Source organism: Corynebacterium sp. ES2715-CONJ3, assembly GCF_024814365.1.
GTDB lineage: Bacteria > Actinomycetota > Actinomycetes > Mycobacteriales > Mycobacteriaceae > Corynebacterium.
The window spans coordinates 369,853-391,172 of the sequence record NZ_JANUXS010000002.1 but is presented as its reverse complement, the minus strand read 5'-3'; the positions used below and the strand labels follow the sequence as shown (position 1 = coordinate 391,172).

The 21,320-nt window shown below is 52.6% G+C and carries 19 protein-coding genes and 1 other RNA gene; 4 read left to right on the top strand and 16 right to left on the bottom strand.

Annotated features, from left to right (window positions below):
* Window positions 1-690: 690 nt before the first annotated feature.
* The 9 genes from NXT00_RS04020 to prfB form a co-directional block, all read right to left on the bottom strand.
* Window positions 691-1,446: an ABC transporter ATP-binding protein gene (locus NXT00_RS04020; RefSeq protein ID WP_259158165.1), complete on the bottom strand. Its 756-nt coding sequence runs from the start codon at window positions 1,444-1,446 to the stop codon at window positions 691-693.
* Window positions 1,443-2,414, bottom strand: coding sequence for an iron chelate uptake ABC transporter family permease subunit (locus NXT00_RS04015; protein WP_259077113.1), 972 nt, complete (start codon window positions 2,412-2,414; stop codon window positions 1,443-1,445). The genes NXT00_RS04020 and NXT00_RS04015 overlap by 4 nt, the downstream gene beginning before the upstream one ends.
* Window positions 2,404-3,369, bottom strand: a complete 966-nt coding sequence (locus tag NXT00_RS04010; RefSeq protein ID WP_259077114.1) for an ABC transporter permease — start codon at window positions 3,367-3,369, stop codon at window positions 2,404-2,406. Before NXT00_RS04010 ends, NXT00_RS04015 begins: the two co-directional genes overlap by 11 nt.
* Before the next feature lie 82 nt (window positions 3,370-3,451).
* On the bottom strand, window positions 3,452-4,489 hold the full coding sequence (locus NXT00_RS04005; protein ID WP_259158164.1) for a siderophore ABC transporter substrate-binding protein: 1,038 nt from the start codon (window positions 4,487-4,489) through the stop codon (window positions 3,452-3,454).
* Between the two features lie 650 nt (window positions 4,490-5,139).
* Window positions 5,140-5,530: a transfer-messenger RNA gene (ssrA, locus tag NXT00_RS04000) on the bottom strand.
* A gap of 82 nt (window positions 5,531-5,612) precedes the next feature.
* Window positions 5,613-6,107: an SsrA-binding protein SmpB gene (gene smpB / locus NXT00_RS03995; protein WP_259158163.1), complete on the bottom strand. Its 495-nt coding sequence runs from the start codon at window positions 6,105-6,107 to the stop codon at window positions 5,613-5,615.
* 29 nt (window positions 6,108-6,136) lie between these two features.
* Window positions 6,137-7,033: a permease-like cell division protein FtsX gene (ftsX, locus tag NXT00_RS03990; protein ID WP_259077124.1), complete on the bottom strand. Its 897-nt coding sequence runs from the start codon at window positions 7,031-7,033 to the stop codon at window positions 6,137-6,139.
* Window positions 7,034-7,042: 9 nt separating this feature from the next.
* Window positions 7,043-7,732, bottom strand: coding sequence for a cell division ATP-binding protein FtsE (ftsE, locus tag NXT00_RS03985; protein WP_259077125.1), 690 nt, complete (start codon window positions 7,730-7,732; stop codon window positions 7,043-7,045).
* 58 nt (window positions 7,733-7,790) lie between these two features.
* Window positions 7,791-8,885, bottom strand: coding sequence for a peptide chain release factor 2 (gene prfB, locus NXT00_RS03980; RefSeq protein WP_259077126.1), 1,095 nt, complete (start codon window positions 8,883-8,885; stop codon window positions 7,791-7,793).
* Between the two features lie 47 nt (window positions 8,886-8,932).
* On the opposite strand from prfB, the gene NXT00_RS03975 reads away from it, so the two are divergent.
* A complete protein-coding gene (locus NXT00_RS03975; RefSeq protein WP_259158161.1) occupies window positions 8,933-9,760 on the top strand; it encodes an inositol monophosphatase family protein in 828 nt (275 codons plus the stop codon).
* 52 nt (window positions 9,761-9,812) lie between these two features.
* Here NXT00_RS03975 and NXT00_RS03970 read toward each other — a convergent pair whose 3' ends face one another.
* The 5 genes from NXT00_RS03970 to NXT00_RS03950 form a co-directional block, all read right to left on the bottom strand.
* Window positions 9,813-10,937, bottom strand: coding sequence for a S1 family peptidase (locus NXT00_RS03970; RefSeq protein WP_259077128.1), 1,125 nt, complete (start codon window positions 10,935-10,937; stop codon window positions 9,813-9,815).
* A gap of 130 nt (window positions 10,938-11,067) precedes the next feature.
* A complete protein-coding gene (locus NXT00_RS03965) occupies window positions 11,068-11,430 on the bottom strand; it encodes a biotin/lipoyl-containing protein (protein WP_259077129.1) in 363 nt (120 codons plus the stop codon).
* A gap of 20 nt (window positions 11,431-11,450) precedes the next feature.
* The gene (locus NXT00_RS03960; protein ID WP_259077130.1) at window positions 11,451-11,714 is read right to left on the bottom strand and encodes a hypothetical protein; all 264 of its coding nucleotides are present in this window, start codon (window positions 11,712-11,714) and stop codon (window positions 11,451-11,453) included.
* A 24-nt stretch (window positions 11,715-11,738) separates the two neighbouring features.
* On the bottom strand, window positions 11,739-13,295 hold the full coding sequence (locus NXT00_RS03955; RefSeq protein ID WP_259077131.1) for an acyl-CoA carboxylase subunit beta: 1,557 nt from the start codon (window positions 13,293-13,295) through the stop codon (window positions 11,739-11,741).
* A gap of 15 nt (window positions 13,296-13,310) precedes the next feature.
* The gene (locus NXT00_RS03950) at window positions 13,311-14,792 is read right to left on the bottom strand and encodes a methylmalonyl-CoA carboxytransferase subunit 5S (protein WP_259077132.1); all 1,482 of its coding nucleotides are present in this window, start codon (window positions 14,790-14,792) and stop codon (window positions 13,311-13,313) included.
* 332 nt (window positions 14,793-15,124) lie between these two features.
* Here NXT00_RS03950 and NXT00_RS03945 point away from each other — a divergent pair, with 332 nt between their 5' ends.
* The gene (locus NXT00_RS03945) at window positions 15,125-16,744 is read left to right on the top strand and encodes a hypothetical protein (protein WP_259158160.1); all 1,620 of its coding nucleotides are present in this window, start codon (window positions 15,125-15,127) and stop codon (window positions 16,742-16,744) included.
* A 170-nt stretch (window positions 16,745-16,914) separates the two neighbouring features.
* Here the strand turns inward: NXT00_RS03945 and NXT00_RS03940 are convergent, their stop codons facing one another.
* Together NXT00_RS03940 and NXT00_RS03935 are read right to left on the bottom strand one after the other, a co-directional pair.
* Entirely contained in the window at window positions 16,915-18,378 is a 1,464-nt protein-coding gene (locus NXT00_RS03940) for a hypothetical protein (protein WP_259158157.1), read from the bottom strand.
* 828 nt (window positions 18,379-19,206) lie between these two features.
* Window positions 19,207-20,298 (bottom strand): tyrosine-type recombinase/integrase, encoded by a 1,092-nt coding sequence (locus tag NXT00_RS03935; RefSeq protein ID WP_259158154.1) that lies wholly within the window; start codon window positions 20,296-20,298, stop codon window positions 19,207-19,209.
* A gap of 161 nt (window positions 20,299-20,459) precedes the next feature.
* Between NXT00_RS03935 and NXT00_RS03930 the strand changes: the two genes are divergently transcribed.
* Window positions 20,460-20,693 (top strand): hypothetical protein, encoded by a 234-nt coding sequence (locus tag NXT00_RS03930; RefSeq protein WP_259158152.1) that lies wholly within the window; start codon window positions 20,460-20,462, stop codon window positions 20,691-20,693.
* Window positions 20,694-21,012: 319 nt separating this feature from the next.
* Window positions 21,013-21,258, top strand: coding sequence for a helix-turn-helix domain-containing protein (locus tag NXT00_RS09450; RefSeq protein ID WP_396124916.1), 246 nt, complete (start codon window positions 21,013-21,015; stop codon window positions 21,256-21,258).
* The last annotated feature ends 62 nt before the right edge of the window (window positions 21,259-21,320 follow it).

Below are 21,320 nucleotides of genomic sequence, written 5' to 3'. Positions count from 1 at the left end.
GTCAAAAACCAAGCAAGCCACACTCACCGGCCACCAAAAACACCACACCATTCACCAACACAACCCAACTGCAATCAAAAAAAACAAAAAAACAATTGGCACACTATTGAGTTCTCAAACAACACACGTACGCTCGCCAAGAGATATTGGAACCACTGGCTGAAGCGACTCGCTTAAACTTAATAACTTCCTCCGATTTTGTCAAATCGACAGAGTCAAAGTTATTTTCATCTACGCCAAGCTCCTTCAGTTAGGCTCTCGCGCTGACTGTGGATACTTTAGAACACGATGCACTATGGTGCAAATCTGGTCGTCTGTCACCGTAATAAATCGATTTCGTACAGGCCTTTTGCCCCTTTTGGGAAATTGAATACCACCGCATCGACGGGGACTAATTGGCCTGGTTTTTTAGAGGGACTATAGACTATTGAACCCACACATTGACCACTCCGAGGCTCCCCTTTTACCTTCTCCTTCATCGACCGTTGCAAACCTGATCCTCTCCGGCTTCGAGGTTCAACTTATTCAACACCAGGCGGCTCGTGCCGGTAAACACCCTTGTCTCCTACCTGATCTGACGCTAAGAATGAACATACAAGATCTACCTCAGTTAGTCCGGCTCTTCATTACTATCCTCACCAGCCGTATGTCGGGGTGGTTCAGGAATCACGTATGCCTCGAACTCGTGGTCTAGTGATAACAGGCCAAGCGCCCGTCTGGCCCATCTATAACAGTAACTTGAGTATTGAAAATGGAACTGAGAATATCACTGTTAATGACCTCGTCGACTGACCCAAACGCAACAATTTTTCCGCTCTTACAGGCCACCACATAGTCCGCGTAGCGGGCGGCAAAGTTTATATCATGCAGGACAACGATAATGGTCCTCCCTAAAGATTTAGCAGCCCGGTGTAAGTGGCGCATCATATCGACAGAGTGAGCAATATCCAGGTTATTCAAGGGTTCATCCAGCAGAACATACTCTGTCTCCTGCGCCAAAACCATTGCCACATAGGCCCGCTGGCGCTGGCCGCCTGATAGTTGATCCAGGTACCGATTTTGAAGATCCTTGAGGTGAAAAAACTCGATATATTTTGTGATTATCTCTTCGTCGTCAGAGTTTAGCCGACCTTGGGAGTAAGGAAAGCGCCCAAAGCCCACTAGTTGGCGCACCGTGAGTTTGGTGACAAAGTGGTTTTCTTGACGCAGGACAGAAAGGATTTTCGCCAAATCTTTCGACTTAGTGGTGTGGACGTCACAACCACCGACGGTGATCTGGCCAGCATCGCAGTCTAAGAGCCTGCCGATCATTGTCATGATCGTGGACTTTCCCGCTCCATTGGGGCCGATAAGGGCGGTTATCCCGTGCGCTGGAATTTTAGCGGTGATGGGGCCAATAGTGGTTTCCCCCGCGTAGCTTTTGACAACATCTTTTAGCTCAATCACAGCCGACCTCTTCTTAGGATTACTAATAGGAAAACGGAGCCACCCACCAACTCGATGATGATGGAAACTACCCCCTGGGCATTGAAAATATGGCGCAAAATAAAATAAGCGCTGGTCAAAACTAGGAAGCTGATACCAATGGCCATAGGATAGATGAGCCGATGATCATAGGTATCTGTGGCCTGATACGCCAACGTTGCTACCAGGAAACCGAGGAAAGTCATTGGCCCCACCAATGCGGTTGTACACGCCATCAGAATTGCTACCAGAACTAGAGTGTAGATAGCGTTTGCCTTATGATTTACCCCTAAGTTTCGGGCCATATCCGGGCCTAAGGATATGACGTTCAAGCGACGCGCGTTGAAAAAGAGCATTCCCGTAGCTACAACAACCAAAGGAATGGCCACCGGGTAAAATTCCGTCTCAGCATTACTAACCGAACCGAAGAGGCGCGCGGTGAGAACATCGAATTCACTGGGAGTTAACATGCGCTGCATGAAGGCGGAGAGGGAACCAAGGCCGCCTCCGATAACCACACCAACTAAGAGCATGGCGTGCATATTGTGGGTACTCCGGGTCAATAGCCAGCTATAAAGCAGTAAACACAGTGCTACCATCACAGCCATTTGCAAGAGGAAATTAGACATAGTCCGAGCTTGGTTGAGCCCGGCTGAGCCTAAGAAGAAAATAGTCGCCGTGTGAATAGTTACGTAAAGAGATTCGAACCCCATTATTGAGGGGGTGAGAATTCGGTTATTGGTCACCGTCTGGAAGGACACCGTAGCCATAGCCTGACACACTGCAACTATGGCCATAGCAATAACGGACTCAAGACGTCGGTTAGCAATGAGCCAAAACTTCTCCGAGCCAAAGGGCATGGGGTTGTTGTAGGCCAATAGACCAAAGGCGCTCGATAAAGCCAATGCCCACACGATTATAAGGACGACTAAGTATCGCTTAGTTGGCACGGGTCGACCTCACGATCAAGATGACAAAGACAACCGCGCCCACCAGTCCGAGGATAACAGCAACGGGCATTTCGAATGGCGCAATGATTGTCCGACCCACCAGGTCACAGAGCGTGACAATGCCAATTCCCAGAAGGCACACCCAGGGCAAGTTGGAACGCAAATCGTCACCTCGGATGAGGGATACAACGTTGGGGACGATCAGCCCGATAAAAGGGAGGGCTCCTACAACTACTGTCACTACGCCGGTGGCTACCGCGATCAGGCCCGTGCCGATCAGAAGTAAGCGGTTGTAATCTATCCCCACATTTGTAGCGACGTCTTGACCAAGCCCCACCACTGTGAGCCGGTCCGCGTAGTAGAAAACTCCGATGAGCACGAATAAGACAACCCACAAAACCTCGTACTGGCCACTATAAACTGAGGTAAAAGATCCCATGAACCAAATGCCAAGCTGCTGCAGCATCTGCATGGTTAGGGCGAAGAAGCTAGAAACCGCAGACACCACCGCCCCCAGCATGATGCCAATAATGGGAACGATGAGGCTGGAGCGCAGCTGCACCTTGCGCAAAAAGGCAAAGAAAATCATGGTGCCTACGAAGGCAAAGAGTACCGCTACCATCATGCGGGTGAGAACGTTGGCATTGGGGAAGAAAGCGAATGTAGTCAACAACCCCAGCCCCGCCCATTCGGTGGTCCCAGTGGTGGTAGGTTCTACAAAGCGATTTTGAGTGAGAAGCTGCATGACCAGTCCCCCCATGGCCATTGCCGCTCCGGAGAGAACTAGGGCTACGGTTCGAGGCACGCGGGTGGTCATAAACATTTCTCGACCATCGTCATTGCCTAAGATGTCGTACTGCCCCGTACTAAGAGAGAGAACCAAAAGAGCTAATACGACCACTAGGCCAATAAGCAGCTTCATATCAAAAAGCTTGGGGCGGGTTATTGTATCCATTATCTTCAAATCCCGTTGGATAAAAATAAGGCCGGAACTGCCAACGTGGGCATATCCGGCCTTAGCAGCTTATAAAGGTGACTTACTTCTGTGCAGCTTCAAGAGCGTCTGCAATAGCGTTGAGAGTCTCCGTATAAGTAATGATATTTTCGTTGTAGTAGGTATCCTCAGGGGCAACTACTATATGGCCGTTCTTCACAGCTTTTACGTTGTTTAGTGCGGCATTTTCAAGGATGAGCTTCTCGCCGTGAGCAACACCCTCATCAGCACCCACCACCGCGTCACGGTCCATGACGAAGATCCAATCGGGGTTAGATTCCGCGATGGCTTCAACAGAAATGTCATCGCCCTGGTGGTCGTCGGTCGCATTTTCCACCTGAAGCGCAGGGGTTAGGCCTAACCACTCGAATACTGGCCCGAAGTAGCGGCCTTTACCGGGTGCTATATAGCCAATCTCTCCACCGGAGGTGTTAGCAGCCATAACGGTCATGGCAGGGTCATAAGCATCCTTTGCGCGCTTGAGGGCTGCTTTGAAGTCATCAACCAGCTTGGCGGCATCGTCTTCGTGTCCGAAGAGAGTCCCCAGCGCGAGGGTTTGGCGAATGAGTTCTTCATCGAAGGGTTTGCCGTCCCGAGGCTCGAAATCAAGAATCGGAACATCCCCTACTAGACCCTGCATAGCTTCCTGATGCTGCTGGAAGCGCTGGCCGTTGATGACCACATCAGGGCTTGCGACCACAAGGGCCTCTAGGTCCGGCTCCCGGTGTACCTTCAAGTCGGCTTCAACGGTGTCTTTATTAATCTTCCCTTGAAGCGGTTTAGGAATGAGCCCTAGGGGTGCGGCCACGATGGGAACGCCCCAGTTGTCAAGGATTTCAAAGGAGCGGTTGTCCGTCACTGCTACCCGCTTGAAGGGCAGGCTCAGGGTGTGCTCGCCGTTGTTGTCCTCGATGGTGAGAGTGCCCATAGCTTGTTCGTTGGCGCCCTGAGCAACTGAGGCAACTCCGGAGGTAGCGGAACCAGCACCATCTGCGGCATCGTCAGCTGATGAGCATGACGCTACCAACATTGATGCTGATACTGCCGCAGCCACAGCTGCTTTGCGGAAATGTATAGCCATAAAAAAAGCTCCTAAGAATCATGCGAAAGTATGCCAAAAGGAGTTTAACTAAAGTTTGGCTTAGTTTCAAAACTTTAGGAAATCCTTACCTATCAAACAAAGGCAGTCCTATGTTAAACAGGTACTAGTTCGCTGTCTCGTACCGCCGGGATCTGCCGCAAGTACGCACGCGAGTCACCTTGCCCCCTTTTTCTATCCCCCGTATCTTTCGTCCTACCGCCTCGACCAGCAGATAAGCTGCAGGGCGCTCCAGGCACCCCTCCACCTCAAAAGCCATCATGATTGGTGCGGTTCGACGGTGGTGTCCGCATTCACTCGTTGCGTATGCCTTCCCCACCTCTTGCTAACCAACCTCTTGTATTTGGGCGGGGGGTAACGGTGTCAGCAATTTAGTTCCACACTGCCTCCCCCGCATATTGGGTAGTGGGTATATACCAAGTTTTGTGTATCGTTACCCAGTCGCCGCGCTCGCGCCATGGTTGATGTGAAAAATAGTCGGCTGTTTTAATGGAGGGACACCAAGACCATTTTAGAGCCATTTTAGGGCCATTTTTGGGACGAATCGGGACGGATTGGGACAATCCCTAAGAGACCATAACCGCAGCTAAACAGCAAAAAACCCAGCTACTCAAGGTAACTGGGTTTTTCTCCGGTGGAGCCGCCGGGAATCGAACCCGGGTCCTACGTCACCGTATCAGGGCTTCTCCGTGCGCAGTTCGCGCGAGGATCTTTTCTCTGACTCTCCGGCTGTGACGAACAATTCCGGATGATGAGCCGCAGTTACAAGTGAAAGTCCTTATTCACCCCTTGTAACCAAGGGAATAAGCAAGTCTCTCTAGTCGATGCCGGGGTCTGGAACGGAGACGACTCCAGTCCGACAGACACGCAGGTCGCTGGCTATTCTAATTAGGCAGCGAGGGCGTAGTCACGCTGAGAATTCTCGGCGCTTATCAAGTTGCTACGACGCTTACGGTGGTCTCTAGCCTGCACCGGCACGCTTCCCCTGACGTAATGAACGCAGTCGAAACCAAAATCGACCCCGTCGCCCGCTACTTGGGATTGATGCATAATAACTAGCGGGTAGGGTCAATGTTAACCGATCCGTTCCCTAAAGGCTAGCCGGCTAACCCTGAATCCCTTTGATTCGGCGGCCCAAATCGCGCACGATCTCTCGCTCTTCGGTGCGCCGCTTAATATCCTGGCGCTTGTCGTAGGCCTGCTTACCTTGGGCTAGACCCAGCTCTACTTTGAGCCGACCGTCCTTGAAGTACATGCTGAGCGGGATAAGGGTTTTCTTACCATCACGCACTTTGCCCATCAACGAGTCTATTTCACGTCGATGCATGAGCAGTTTTCGGGTGCGTCTGGGCGTGTGGTTGGTCCAATGACCCGCAGAATATTCAGGGATGTGAAGATTGCGCAGCCACACTTCTCCATCGTCAATGGTGGCAAAAGCATCAAGAAGAGAACATTTACCTTCCCGCAACGACTTCACCTCGGTACCAACGAGCACAATGCCGCACTCATAGGTATCTAGGATGGTGTAATCGTGCCGCGCCTTGCGATTGGTAGCGATAACGGGCTGGGTCTGCGACTTCTTCTTATTCTTTTTCGCCATAGTTCACCTATTCTAACGTGTTATGAGTGCTAACTGCGCACATACCAACGCAAGGTAATTTGCGCCGTAATGGCCGCAAAAAGGATACCCAAAAGGCCCACGATTGGCGTAATAGCCCAGATATCGGCGCTCGTGACTCGGGCAATGAGTTGGGCATCGTAAAGCCCTGCCAAAGTGCGATCGACCACCCACACTTTGCCCAAAATAAGCGCAAGCCCCGAAAGGACAGCACCGAAGATAACGGCCACGATCGCTTCGAGAACAAAGGGCGCTTGGGTGTACCAGCGCGATGCTCCCACCATACGCATAATCGAGATCTCCTCCCTGCGGTTGAAGGCGGCGATTTGAACCATATTTACAATAAGGAATATGGCTGCGAGAGCTTGGATGCCCGCAAAGAGGAAGGTTGCATTTCTAATCGCGTCGAGGCTATCGGTTGCTCCACGCAGATCATCGACCTGATCGATGACACCGGCAACTTGAGGAAGCTCACGAACGGGGTCCAAGGGAGTGGTGTCAAGGGGATCGACAAGGCGTATATGTAGTGCTGCGGGTAGCGCGTCGGGGCTCGTTTCCTCAACAAGGAGTGGATCCGAATCCTTAAATAGCTCCACGTAGCGCTTATAGGATTCCTCGCGGGATCGGAAAATCACCGACTCAACCCCCGAGGATTTCTCCAGTTTCTTAAGTACCTGCTGGCAGTTGGGGGAACTGCAGGTGGTATCGGTTGCGGATAATTCATCATCGAACTGCACCATAACTTCCACACGGTCGAGATAAATCTCCTTTGTGCGCTCAGTCATATTGGTTACTAGAAAGCCTGTGGCTAATAGTGCTAGCGAAATAGCAGTGGTGATTATCAGCGCCAAGGTCATCGTAATATTGCGGCCAAGACCGCGGACGGCTTCTCGTAGTACAAATTTCATTGTCGTCTCCTACTGCGCTTCCCCATAGACCCCATGGGCGTCATCGCGTACTAGTGTGCCGAGCCGCAATTCGATGACGCGCCGGCGCATATCGTTGACTGCTTTGGCATTGTGGGTGGACATAACCACTGTGGTTCCCATCCGATTGATTTGATTGAGCAGTACCATAATCCCGTCTGCCGTATCGGGGTCGAGGTTGCCGGTTGGCTCGTCGGCAAGGAGGACCAAGGGCCGGTTGACAAAGGCGCGGGCGATAGCGACCCGCTGTTGTTCTCCGCCAGATAATTCTCCGGGTAATCTGTCCGATTTTGCTGCGAGTCCCACCATTTCCAAGGTTTCAGGTACCAGTTGGCGAATTTTTGCTGGCTTGGCACCGATCACCTCGAGGGCAAATGCGACATTATCGTAGACGGTTTTTTGTTTGAGCAACCTAAAATCTTGAAAGACATAGCCGATCTTCTGGCGCAGTTTGTTGATCTGGGATCCCTTGAGCTTATTCACCTCGAGATCAGCTATTTTGATGGAGCCCGAGCTCACATTAGTTTCGCGGATCATCAATTCTAAAAAGGTTGATTTTCCGGATCCCGAGGGGCCGATCAGGAAGACGAAATCTCCCTTGTGGATATGCACCGATACCCGATCAAGCGCAGGTCTCGTGGACGTTTTATAGGATTTGGTGACGTTATCGAATGTGATCACATGCTCAGCCTACCGAAAGGCCTGTTATTTTTGTAGCCCAGTGAGGTTGATGTGACTCTTATTCGGCCGCCATTCGCCACCGAATCCCCTCCTCGAGGAATTTATCAATATCGCCGTCGAGAACTTTCGAGGGGTCGTTGACCTCAAAATTATTACGCAGGTCCTTGACCATTTGATAGGGATGCAGCACATAAGATCGCATCTGATTTCCCCAACTGGCGTTACCACCAGCGCCGAGAGCATTCATTTCATCGCGCTCTTCTTGACGTTTCAGCTCGAGTAGTTTGGCTTGAAGTACTCGCATAGCTGAGGCTTTATTTTGGATCTGGGATTTCTCATTCTGGCAGGTCACCACGATGCCAGTGGGGATGTGGGTCAGGCGCACCGCAGAATCGGTGGTATTCACGGACTGCCCACCAGGCCCTGAAGAGCGATAAACATCCACGCGTACCTCAGCGTCAGGAATGTCAATATGGTCCGTGGTCTCCACCACGGGAAGAACTTCTACCTCGGCGAAAGAAGTTTGGCGGCGGGCCTGATTATCGAAAGGGGAAATCCGCACCAAACGATGTGCTCCTTGCTCGACCGAGAGCGTTCCATACATATACTCCCCGTGGATGACGAAAGTCGCCGATTTGATACCGGCTTCTTCGGCATAGGATATATCGTATATATCCACGCGATGATCCTTCTTTTCAGCCCACCGGATATACATACGCATCAACATCTCGGCCCAGTCCGCAGCATCAACACCACCGGCTCCCGAGCGGATATTGATCAGTGCCTCGCGCTTGTCATATTCCCCCGATAGCATGGTCTTCACCTCAAGCGAAGCTATTTCTTCACCGAGCGAGTCGAGATCTGCTTGGAGCGCTCCTAGATCCTCACCCTCTTCTTCCATGAGTTCATACATCACCGGGAATTCCTCGAGGCGAGTGCGCAAAGATTCTATTTTTTTAAGCTGACTTTGCACATGCGATAGCGAGGACGTGACCCGCTGTGCCACCTCCGCGTCATCCCACAAGCTCGGGTCGGAGGCCTGCTGCTCCAGTTCGCGCACCCTAGCCGCCATCTCGTCGAGATCCATCACTTTTTCGATCGTCGTTAGGGTGGTCTCGAGCTGAGCCAGTTGAGAGACAATATCAGGGTGCATAAGCAGATAGTTTAACGCGCCTAGCAAAACAAGGCACAATGGGACTTATGACGGATCACAAGAATATGGCCGAGATGATTCCCGCCATCACCAAAACCTTTTGCTTGAGTCACGACACCGATAGCGATCCCACTCTGGCTCAAGCCTTGGTTTATAACGCCGGGCGACTCGCGTGGCGTATCCGAGAAACGGGCCTAAGCATTGGATATAAAAGCAATATCACCGATGTGGTCACCCAAGCCGATCGCGCAGCTGAAGATTTTATCGCGGGCGCTCTGAGCATTTTGCGTCCCGACGACGGTATCCTCGGCGAGGAAGGGAGCAATCGCGTATCGACGAGCGGGAAAACATGGGTGATTGATCCTGTTGATGGTACCTATAATTTCACCTCCAATAGTGATTATTTCTGCTCCGCCTTGGCCCTTAAGGAGGGCGATCGACTCCACTTCGGAGCGGTTCATCGCCCCGCTATGGGATATACCTGGATTGGCGGTAAAGATATTCCGACCAAACGCGATGGACAAGAATTATCTCCTCTTGGGCCTCACCCGCTCCCCGAGCTCAGTTTAGGAACTTATATCCACCCCACCTATCTCGCAGATGACGCGGTGCGAGATAGATGGTTGAAAGTTGCAACCGAGGTAGCCACTATACGAATCCTCGGGGCAGCCTCAATCGACCTTGCTACTGTCGCCGAGGGGGGCCTGGGGTTGTGGATGCAGCATAGCGTGCACGAATGGGATTGGTTACCTGGACTTGCCTTGATCCACGGAGTCGGTGGCACTGGAGTCACCGTCGACGCAGGTGGAGTACTATGGTCGATCGCCGGGCATAGCGAGGCAGTTGCAGCTGCTCAGGCGTTATTGAGCGATTGATAATAGCTGATAAGAAAAAGGGAGCACATAGAATATGTGCTCCCTTTTTAACCTAGGCATTAGGTAGTGTGAAGCCTCGGCCGACCCCGCCTCGGACATTGAGGTCATTGAGAACCGCGTCCATATTGGTAGTAATTGTGGGCTGGAAGAATGGACCTTGGATGGGGGTGTGGCAAGAGAGTTGGTATTGCGGAACTACTCCGCCGGAGACCAAGCCCACGACAGCACCGCCGGCGATCACCGGGGCGCCAGAGTCACCTACGGTGGCACATACCTGACTCATCGAGGTTTTACTATCAGAAACCCATACCCGTCCGCACGTGGTGCCGGTTGCCACACCTGATTTACACACCATCTCGTAGTGCCCAGGTTGCCCGCCCAGACGCTGGGCAGTAACGCCATTATAGGAACGAGTAATTTTGGCGTTTGAGCCGAGCTCAATGACTGAATAATCCAATCCCTTCGAACCATGGGCCACCACGGTCCCAGATCGTCCTACGCGCCACGAGTCGGCATTAACTACCTGGTCACCTACCTTGCCACAGTGGCCTGCGGTCAACGCCACCTGGTGGCCCTTCTCATCGACCCCACTGGCGGTAATCGTGCACATTTGACTCTCGCCAATATATACCGGAGTGGAGGGCCCGTAGAGGGAAAAGCCCTCGCGCTCTGTAAATAAGGAAGCCAAGGGTGTTGCTGGCTGGTCGAACCATGAATTATTAATGCGGTTGAGCACTGGGTGAGGTTTTAAAGCCAGGAACATTGAGAGAGGATCGGAGCGCCAATGGTAATTAGGGCCATCGACTATGGGGCGAAACTCATCCCCCGTGCGTTTTAGGGTCTCATCCCCTAGCTTAAAATCTGGTTGCGGTTGGGCTTGCGGATTCAAATTTTTGGGAATGCCCTTACCGAGAGAATCCATCGCCGCTTGAAAATCTTGAGCCGCGTATTCCGCCTGTTTAAGTTCCCTATTGAGATTGTCCACCGCGCGATCGATATCGGCAACGATAACAGGGTCAATGGGAGGGAGTTCAAGACCGTGAACCTTTAAGTCGGATTGCACCTGCCGCAGGGTCTCCGAGGCTGTGGGGATCACAGCAGCTCCAGCGGGGGCAGTGAGGCCTCCCTGGATTCCCAGGGCTAGGGCCGAGGCTAGAACGAAACGGAAAGCGCGCATAGTGACAAAGATCTCTTTTCGGGGCGGTATGGATACAGGTGAAGCTAAAGAAGTAGGGAAGCTTCGCGGCATTTTCTATCATGCCACGAAACTTCCCTAACTTTCGTATCAACTACCTCAACAGGGGTGACTAGTTGATTTCGACCAGCGGCTGTCCACCTTGGACTGAATCTCCGACTTCTACGCGCACAGCGCCGACCACGCCAGCATTCGGAGCGGTGATCTCTGTCTCCATCTTCATCGCCTCAAGGATGAGCAAAACTTGCCCTTGCTCGATCTCGTCGCCTGGTTCAACCAGAACCTTGAAAACGCTACCGGCAAGAGGGGCCACCACGGCATTAGCGGAGACACCCTGAACAGAAGCATTGGACGGCTCGTTGTGTGCCGTAGCTTGGGAGCCACCAAATACGATGGGGCTCAGGGTGCGCTTCTCTTCTTCAACTTCGACTTCAACGGCATAAGTAATGCCATTGACGGTCACATTCAATTTCATTTTTTCCTCTTCCTAGAGCCTTATTTGGGCCCTGGCATGTGCTGTTGCACGGCCTGACGCCCTTGAGCAGCCCAGGTCCGGTGACGGGAGTAGCGGACCGCTTTGATGCGTCCCTTATTACCTAAGAATGCGCTGACAGCAGCCGCGATAGCGGTGATGACGTCCTCGGGGATAGCGATATCGGAACGCTTACGCAGCTCAGCAATTTCGGCCTCGGCGACGTCGAGGCGCTTGGTTAGCTCTTGAACTAAGCTAGCCAACTCTTGACTATTCATCTCGCTCATTTTCACAATCCTTCTCAGCCGGCATTAAACCGGCATCAGGCCGTGCTTCTTGGTTGGACGATCGACACGCTTATTGGCAAGGACCTCTAAGGCGTGCGCGATCTGCATCCGTGTTTCGGCAGGATCGATGATGTCATCGACGAGGCCGCGGGAAGCTGCCATAAATGGTGTTGCAAAGGTTTCACGGTAGAGGGTGATGAGCTCCTCGCGCTTTGCATCAGGGTCATCGGCCTCAGCGATTTCCTTGCGGAAGACCACATTAACCGCACCTTCGGCTCCCATCACGGCAATTTCTGCAGTAGGCCATGCGAAGACGCAGTCAGCACCGAGATCCTTCGAGCACATGGCAAGGTGAGCTCCACCATAGGACTTGCGAAGCTCAACGGTAATCTTCGGCACCGAAGCTGATGAATAGGCGTAGAGCATTTTAGCGCCGTGGCGAATAATGCCACCATGCTCCTGGGCGACACCAGGCATGAAGCCTGGAACGTCAACCAATGTCAACAGCGGAATATTAAAAGCGTTGCAGAAGCGGATAAACTGCGCGCCCTTATCGGAGGAATTGATATCGAGGACACCGGACATCACATTCGGCTGGTTGGCAACAATTCCGACGGTACGCCCAACGATGCGCGCAAAACCTACGACGATAGACTGGGCAAAGCCGGCCTGTACCTCAAGGAAGTCAGCATGGTCAACAATGCGGGTGATCACGTCGCGGATATCGTAGCTGCGCTTTCCGTCAACTGGTACGATATCGCGAAGCTCTGGATCTGGTTCCACGATCACGTCTGGGTCCACTACAGGTGGTTCCTCGGTGTTATTTTGCGGCAAGAAGCTCAGTAGCTTCTGTGCGATGAGAATTGCTTGCTCATCGTTGTCAGCGACAAAGTGGATATTTCCAGCCTTTGCCATATGCGCATCGGCGCCACCCAGCTGATCAGCGGTCACGTCTTCGCCGGTTACGGACTTGATAACTCCTGGGCCAGTAATGAACATATTGGCCTGGCGCGTCTGAATGATGAAGTCCGTAAGTGCTGGTGAATAAGCTGCACCACCAGCACACGGGCCTGCAATAATGGAGATCTGCGGCACGAGTCCGGACAGCAGGACGTTGTTGTAGAAGACCTTTCCGTAACCTGAGAGAGAATCGATGCCTTCTTGAACACGCGCTCCGCCGGAATCGTTGATGAATACGAATGGTGTGCCGGTTGTAGCCGATGCCTGCATCATTGCAGCCACCTTATTCGACTGGGTTTCGCCGGCCGAACCACCCATAACAGTAAAGTCCTGGGAAGCGATATGCAACGGACGTCCCAGCACTGCGGCGGAACCAGTGACCACACCATCGGCGGGTGCCACTGCCTTATCCATTCCGAAGTGAGTTGTACGGTGCTTTGAGAACATTCCGGTTTCACGGAAGGTGCCGTTATCTACCAGGGCATCGATACGCTCACGGGCAGTCATCTTGCCCTTTGCGCGCTGTTTGTCTTGTTTATCGGCGCCGCCACCTAAGGTGATGCGCTCCCGCTCAGCGGCGAGCTCTTCGAGGCGCTGGGCCATTGTTTTTAATTCAGCCATGTCTTTTTCTCCCTTTTATTCGGCTGGCTCAACGCGAACGGTCTCTGTGCGACCGCCCATGGTGACTCGGTAGGTGATTGGTTCCAGAACAGGCTCGTTCTCGCGCTTCTTCAACTTACTTGGATCCTTGCCCACATTCTTTGGACCTTCTGGTCGAGATTTGAAGAATCCTGGTGCAACACCTGGGAAGAGGGCATTGGTGAGAACGTCCTCATCGGTGCCGTCGAAGCCTTCGAGCGTTTCGGCCTGGCTGCGCAGTTCATCCCACTCTGGCTCGAGTAGATCAGCTGGCCGGCAGGTAATAGCTTCTTTTTTGGTTTGCTTTTCCGCTTGAGCGATGAGTTCGGGATTGCGCTCCCCAATGCACTCACCGTAGTAGCCAAGCATGAGGTCTGCGAACTCAGCGGTCATGACCTTATACCGACCCATGAGTACGTTGAAGACCGCCTGGGTACCCACGATCTGAGAGGATGGGGTCACCAGTGGTGGGAAGCCAGCATCCTCGCGCACGCGAGGTACTTCGGCCATCACTTCGTCGATGCGATCGCCGGCACCCTGGGCATTGAGCTGAGATTCCATATTGGACAGCATGCCGCCTGGGATTTGAGAGAGGAAGATATTGGTATCGACGAGAGTCTTTGACTCGAATTCCTTATACTTCGGACGAATCTTCTTGAAGTGGTCGCGGATATTGATTAGACGATCCATGTCGAGGTCAGTCTCGAAATCGGATCCTTCGAGCATTTCAACGAGGGATTCGGTGGGGTTGTGGCCAGGGCCCAGGGAGAGAGAGGAGATGGCGGTGTCAACAACATCTGCTCCAGCCTCAATGGCCTTCATCAAAGTTACAAGGGTCACGCCGGTAGTCGAGTGGCAGTGCACGTTGATCTGAGTATCATCGCCGTACCTATCCTTGATGCCGCGAATAATCTCATAGGCTGGTTGCGGCTTGAGCAGCGCAGCCATATCCTTGAGCGCGATTGAATCGGCACCCATATCCAGCAGTCGACCGGCTTGCTCGATATAGCCCTCGACGGTGTGCAGCGGGGATACGGTATAGCAAATCGTACCCTGAGCATGCCCACCGACCTTTTTCACGGCCTTCATGGCGCGCTCGAGGTTGCGAGGATCATTGAGGGCGTCGAAAACGCGGAAAACATCCATGCCGTTTTCCTTGGACTTTTCGACGAATTTATCGACCACCATATCTTCGTAGTGACGATAGCCGAGGAGGTTTTGGCCACGCAGTAGCATCTGCAGGCGAGAATTGGGCATGAGCTCGCGGAAGGTGCGCAGTCGCTTCCACGGATCCTCATTGAGGAAGCGGATGCAGGCGTCGAATGTTGCACCACCCCAACATTCAACTGACCAGAATCCTGCCTGATCAATATCGGCGCAGGCATCGACCATGTCTTCGAGGGCCATGCGCGTTGCGAATAAACTCTGATGCGCGTCGCGGAGTGCTACTTCAGTCACTCCAATTTTTCTTGGACTCATACTTAAAGAATCTAGGGTATATGCAGGTTTTTTGCAGTCGAGTTGGGCAGAAATAACGGTGAGTTCATGCCCACTTTTGTCCGTTTGAGTGTGCTGAATCTTCTTATTGGAGATAACTTTTTCTTATATAGGCACGTCTAGGCAGGTATTCTCACCTTTTGGTAACGGGTTTCAAATAAGCAAAACGGGTATATTTGTGGCTAATCTCGCAGTGAATTATGTCCTAGCACACAGTTACTGAACAGCGTTTAGGTGCACTTTTGTACCACATCACGCCAATTCTCTTGAGGCCTATCATCAAAGCGACAACAGTCAACCTAAAATAGAGCACTATGAAACTCTCGACATATCCACTCGCAGCGCTTGGCGCCTCCCTTAGCCTCGTCCTTTCAGGGTGCGCCTCTACCACTCCCCCTGAACCATCAACCGACCCCTCGTCCATCGCCTCTAGTACCATGGACACCGCAGATCCAGACGGACCGCACGCAGCCCCAGACCGGCCACGGGCTCCGCTCAAAGTGCAACAGTCTTCCACCACTAACGCCACGATCTCCGACGTTGATCTCGGCAATACCACCGTCGGAAGTTACAGTGCACCTATTCGAGGCGTGCTAGTGACCCCGACGTCCACCTCCGAGCCCGCTCCTTTGGTTATTATCAGCCACCTCCGGGCTCCTAACTGCGGCGAATCCACGTTTGCGTTTCCCTGCCCTCAAGGCGAGGATGAACATAGATTTGACCGCGGCATGACCTACCTTGGTGAGGCCTATGCTTCACAGGGCTACGCCACCCTCATTCCTGATCTCGGAGCCATCTTCTCCGGCTACGATGTCACCGAACCTTATGACCAAAACACAATGTGGGAAGGAAGCGTGGGCGCGCTACTCGCTGCAGTTAGGGAAGATAATTCTGGAAAGACCCAAACATTCGGTATAGATCTCACCGACAAAATCGATATGTCTACGGTAGGTTTTTTTGCTCACTCAAGGTCCGGAAGCCTCGTAGATTCAGCTGCCACCGTGGTGGGTGGAAGATCTCTGAAATCGGTTTTCGCCTATGCCCCCGCATACGATACCTATGATCTCGAAGCCCTTAACCCAGCTCCCCGCGATATCCCCTACCTCGCACTGAGCGGCGATATGGACCAAGATGTGGGAAAGTCAGCAAACCTTTGGCTCGGTCACTACCTCGATACTCCCCGCACCTCCCCTGCGCTAGCAGCTCACGCCCCGGGACTTGGCCATATGCTCATTAACCGCACCGCAGCTGCCGCTGAGATGGATGATCGCACTGCCTGTGACCTCACAAATTGTGCAGATGCCCCCACCCACGAAGAAATCCTCAGCACCATGAGTATCGACTTCTTCGATGCCACCTTGCGCGGTAAACCCACGAGCCTGCCTCTTAGCGCTTCAGCCCCGTTACCAGAAACTGTTGCGGACACTCCCATCACGTGGCTTGCTCTAAGCCCCGAGCCCGCAGCTTTTATCAACCACACGGAATTTAGTGGCGATAGTACCCCCTGTCATATCGGGGATCCGATGAATCCTATCAAGCCGGACGATCTGTGCCCCATGGCTGATAAAGGAGTGGTAGATATCCTCACTGGAGTTAGCCGCCTGACGAAAGCTAGCACTCAAACTAAAGTAAGCGGTGCTCGAAGCCTCGCTATCACGCTTGCCCCAACAGGTTCGTATACCGAACCCACCACGGTGAATCTCAACCTGCACCTCGCTGATGGATCACTCCACGCTATCGCCCTTGATCCTGAGGATCCAGCGTTGCGCAATCGAGAATCTGCCAATGACAATGGCCGCTATTCACTCGCAACCATCCGAGTGCCCCTCGATGAGAACGTTACCCAATCCACCATCGAACAAATTGATATCCTTGCCGAGGAAAATCCCGTGTACTTACGCGGCATCGCCCTCTCATTGGGAAAGATGGGGTAGATAACGGGGGGGAATAACCACGCCACAAGCCCACATAAACAAAACAAGTGAGGCCTTGGGGGTAACTACTTCCCCAATAAAAGGGAGGCGAGGGCAACCATCGATTGAGCTACGGTAGTTGCCTTCGCCTCCTCTTGGCATTTCACCCAAGATAGAATGCTAGAAATGTCCTAGATGCGAATTCCTAAAGTCTGAGCTAGCGCACCTAACTGCGGGAGCATATGAGATAGCGCCGCCATGATTCCGCCTACAACAGCAACGACCGCCAATACGATCCCAGCAATTGCTCCCGCGCCCAGCGAAGACGCTTCTGGATCCTGTTCTGGCTGCTGTCCCGGATCAGCGGGGGGTGCTGGATTCTCTGGGGTCTGCTCTGCAGGTGGGGTTGGTTGATCAGTGGGGGCCTCTTGATCATCTTGGTTAATCCCTGATCGCTTGGCTATTTCAGATTGAAGTTCCTTCAGTCGTTTCTTTAGCTCAGGACTAATCGCAAAGTTATTCGCCTTATCGAAGTCCGCCTTCAGTTCCTCAGCTTGTTGAGTTAAATCAGCATCATCAAGGGTACGCACGGCCTCAAGTGCTGAAGCAAGGTCCGTGAGGAGATCTTGCCGTTCTTTGTCAATAGCCTGCGACGCCTGGATGAACGTGGACTCTAATTGCCGAACTCTCTCGGTCTGGGCCTCGATGCCCGCCACATTATTGGCCCTTTCTAGCGAATTAACCTCCGCTAAGAGACGAGCCGCATCATCAGCAATCTTGGCAAGCTTGATCCACTCGTCAAAGAGAACCTTTCCGCTGTATCCCAGCACGCCGTCGACCACATCATTAAGAGCCTTCTGCAGCGGTGCCGCGACCTCTGTGGCCGTGGGCCCCTGAGGGGTTGCATTTGTTAGGGCATCGGCTTCGAGCGCTTCTTGGGAGACTTGCTGAGCCTGATCAGTCGCCGAGTAGGCGACCTGTGTCACCGTGATACCAGCAAAATCACTGGGAGTAAACGGGCTTCGACCTGAATCTAAGTACTTTTGCGGCACGCCCCAATTAACCACTGCAGCACTCGGAATGCGGAAGATGAACTTCTCGTCACCCTTGTAATTATTCAAGCCTGACTTGGCCTGGCCTAGATTATCCAAACGGTTTTGGATATCCAGCTGTCGATCGGAGGTTGCTTTCAATTCGGTGAAATGTACCATTGCTCGATCAATGATCTCAGCAGCTGAGGCCTCAACTACTGGATCTACGCCGATCGAGCTCACATCCAGATCGCGGGCTCCCTGGAAATTCTCCGCCTGCAGGATTATCATCTCGCGTGCCGCCTGAGCGATCAAAGTTTGGTTCCTGGCATAGAATCTTCCAGCCCACTCATTCGGCGCCTCACGCAGCCAAAATGCCTGAGCACCTTCGGAGTAGTACGAGCGAGCTTTGTAAATTTGGTCGTATAGCTCAAAAGCAGCAGTATAAGACGCCGAATCCGACTTGGGCTCAATGAGAAACTCATTCGGAATCGTGGACCCACCCCGAGCCTGGGCTACCGTGTAGTCGAGGGGCTGAGCCAGGGCAGGTTGACTTATCGTGCCAGCTGCCAGAGAGCTCACAACCGCGAGACTTAAGATGCTATTAAGCACCGCTTTCTTCATGAATGTCCTTTCGTTGCATGATCCCACGACGTTCATTTTTTTCGCGAGAGCACACCCTTAAGAAAGGGTGCATTACTACAAGATACACACATATGTCCGATTTTGCTAAGGTAACCCTAACTAGCTTTGCTGGATCCAGCACTTACCAAGATTTTCAAGGTTGCCGCTGTCGATTACGGTGAGATTTGTTGAAGCTACATAGCTCCGAGTGTCTCGATCGCAGCAGCGCCGCGTTTTGACTACGAGAAGAATGGGAGCTACACGGCAGTTTCATTAAGAAGACCTAGCCGAAGGTTACACCTTCACCTGCGCTTTCCTACCACGTTTCCAGGGCGCGACCTGTATGAGTAAAAACTGCGTGCGGTATGAGAACGTCCGCAGCCATCTACCTACTTACTTAGTCGGCAAGATAACACCATGGTCTGCCATCAATGGAGTTGCGGCTACCTATGACGAAAGGCTCAGCAGGAAACAGACGGTCACCATGACTCTTAATGATGGTAAGTCCCCCTCCAAAAAAAGGGAGCCCTACCATCATTAGTAGTGAGGCAGGATTTGAACCTACAACCTCTGGGTTATGGGTACGGATTCGTGCCATTAGAGGTTATCCAACGTTGACCAGCAATGTCACCTGGTTTTATGTTCCCACATCTTCCCGGAGGTTCCCGCGCGTAAAGCGACATCTAAAGCGACATCCTTACTTGCCGCGCTTCAACGCTCTAGTCATCGCCTCAATGTAGGTGAGGTCTGTATGGGCCTTCTCGTTCATCTGAACATCGTGACAAAAAGGGCCGCTCGTAGATCAGGGCTTACCCTGTCTGCAATGGCTCAGTTATTCAGAATCGTTCTCCACGCATGGGAACGCATCGAAGCAATTTCTGCATTGCCAAGCACACGGCCCACATCCTTATAAAGATTGGCGCTCGCCTTTACGGCATTGTCCGTTCGCCAGCGTTTCCGCTCGTCACCTGGAGACGGGATGAGCGGTGTCGACTGGTTAGTCCCCAGGTCTACCAGCCGGGCGCGCCACCAGGATTCGACACGATTATCGAGAATGGGAACGACTCGCGCCCGGTGAGTCTTGCTTACATCTTTGTCCACTGCTACCACCAGTGCTTGATCGGCATCAACGACATCACGGCGCGTAAGTGTGAGCGCCTCGCTGACCCGAAGACCCGTACCAGCCTGGAGGAGCGCTAGAGCAACGACATTGGCATGTTTTGCAATAGAAGTACCTCTCCTGTCCGTACCCGGCGGAAGTGGGCGTTCGACATCCCTTTCAATCAGGTGCTCCACAATAGCGTCATATTCGCGTGAGGATAGAGCTTTGCCACCGGAGGCCTTATTACCCTTTTTCACGGTTCCTAGGTCGACCGAGATACCCCGCAACGGGTTGTGCTCTAGAAATTCTTCTCGAATTAGCTGGTCAAGCAGATATTTGGGGAGAACCGTTCGAGCTTGGCGGGCGCTTTCTGATCCGTGCTTTTCCGCGATCTCTAACAGTGCTCTTTCGAGGGTGCGGAATTTGATGGCATCGCCTATCGCATATCCTTTGAGCTGGCTACGGACTTGGGATAAGGCGAGTAAATAGCGAGATTTCGTGTTGTCCCGCAAGCGAGCTGCTTCAATGGCTGGGTGGGCCACCTTTTCTATGTACTCATCTATTTGATTTCCCTTGGACCAAGAAGAGAAGCCGGACCGCAAGGCTTCTTTACACTTAGCTGATCCTGAGTGTCGAAATTCAGCCTTGGTCTTGGCTCTAACCCTAAAGCGCTTGAGCTTCCCATCCCAGAGACGTACACTCACGTCTGCTTGATAAGGCCCTTTTGATGGCAGCGCATCCGCCACACGTTCAACCGAATTTTCACCTGGGGCAAGACGTGTTCTTGCCGCCTTGGACTTAGCAGTATCTTGCGTCATAAAAATCACTACAGCGACAATTTTGTAATTGGCTCTAATGTGGTAACGCAAATCACATGCAGAACTTGAGTATTTGGACAGTCTAGGACCGCGATGACGCTGCTCGCGCCGTTCGCGGACGGCGTGACTTTGAAACCATCCAGGTGGCGCGCGGAAGGGCCATGATTCGTGATATACGACTGTTGCGCGAGCGCGCAGAACAGTACAAGCAGGCTGTAAAGACTGCACATAGCGATGGAAACCGCGAAGAATTAAAGATGGCTAAGGGGCGGCGAAATCTATGCCGTCGGATCATTAACGCGTCTCAGACTGACCTACATCAAACCGCCGACTACGAGGGGATGCGGGATATTAAGGGCCACCCTCCGGGACGCGCTCTCTTCCTACGAGTATGACGCGTACGATCACGTGATGACCCAGCGATCGGTGGACGTGTCGGACACACTTCAAGATTCCGCCTGGCCACCGATTCTTAGCTACCCAGAAGTGGCGACTCTACTTCCAAACTTATCGCGAACGCCTACGTGCGGGTTCTTGGAGTTGTAATTGTGATGACGTTTCACATATATCCTAGCATTTCCCGTTGACATCCGCAGATTCCCACCTCTACACTTCTAATCGTCCTGGTGGTACTGTGTCACAAATACTCCGCCTCGATACCAGATAACAATTTGGCTAAGAAAATCTCTTTCGGCAATGCCATGCCTTTAAGGCATGTCTCGAAGACGAGGTTTTTCTATGTCTGGTTCGGTCATTACGTTTGACCCTGCCCTCGATCCTTGGTTGACACCCCGGCAAGCATCGGCTCTCCTGGGGTTCGCACCAAAGACGCTCGCAAATTGGCGATCAGCGAAGATCGGTCCCGCTTTCAGCAGTATCGGCGGTAGTATTCGTTACGGCTACAGTGCACTGGTCGCTTTTCAAGATGCATCCCCTATCGAAGGGAGTGTAGCGCTGTGAGCCCTGTCAATACCCCTTGGTCCATTGATGTCTCCCCCGTACAAGATCCCAGTGATGTCTGT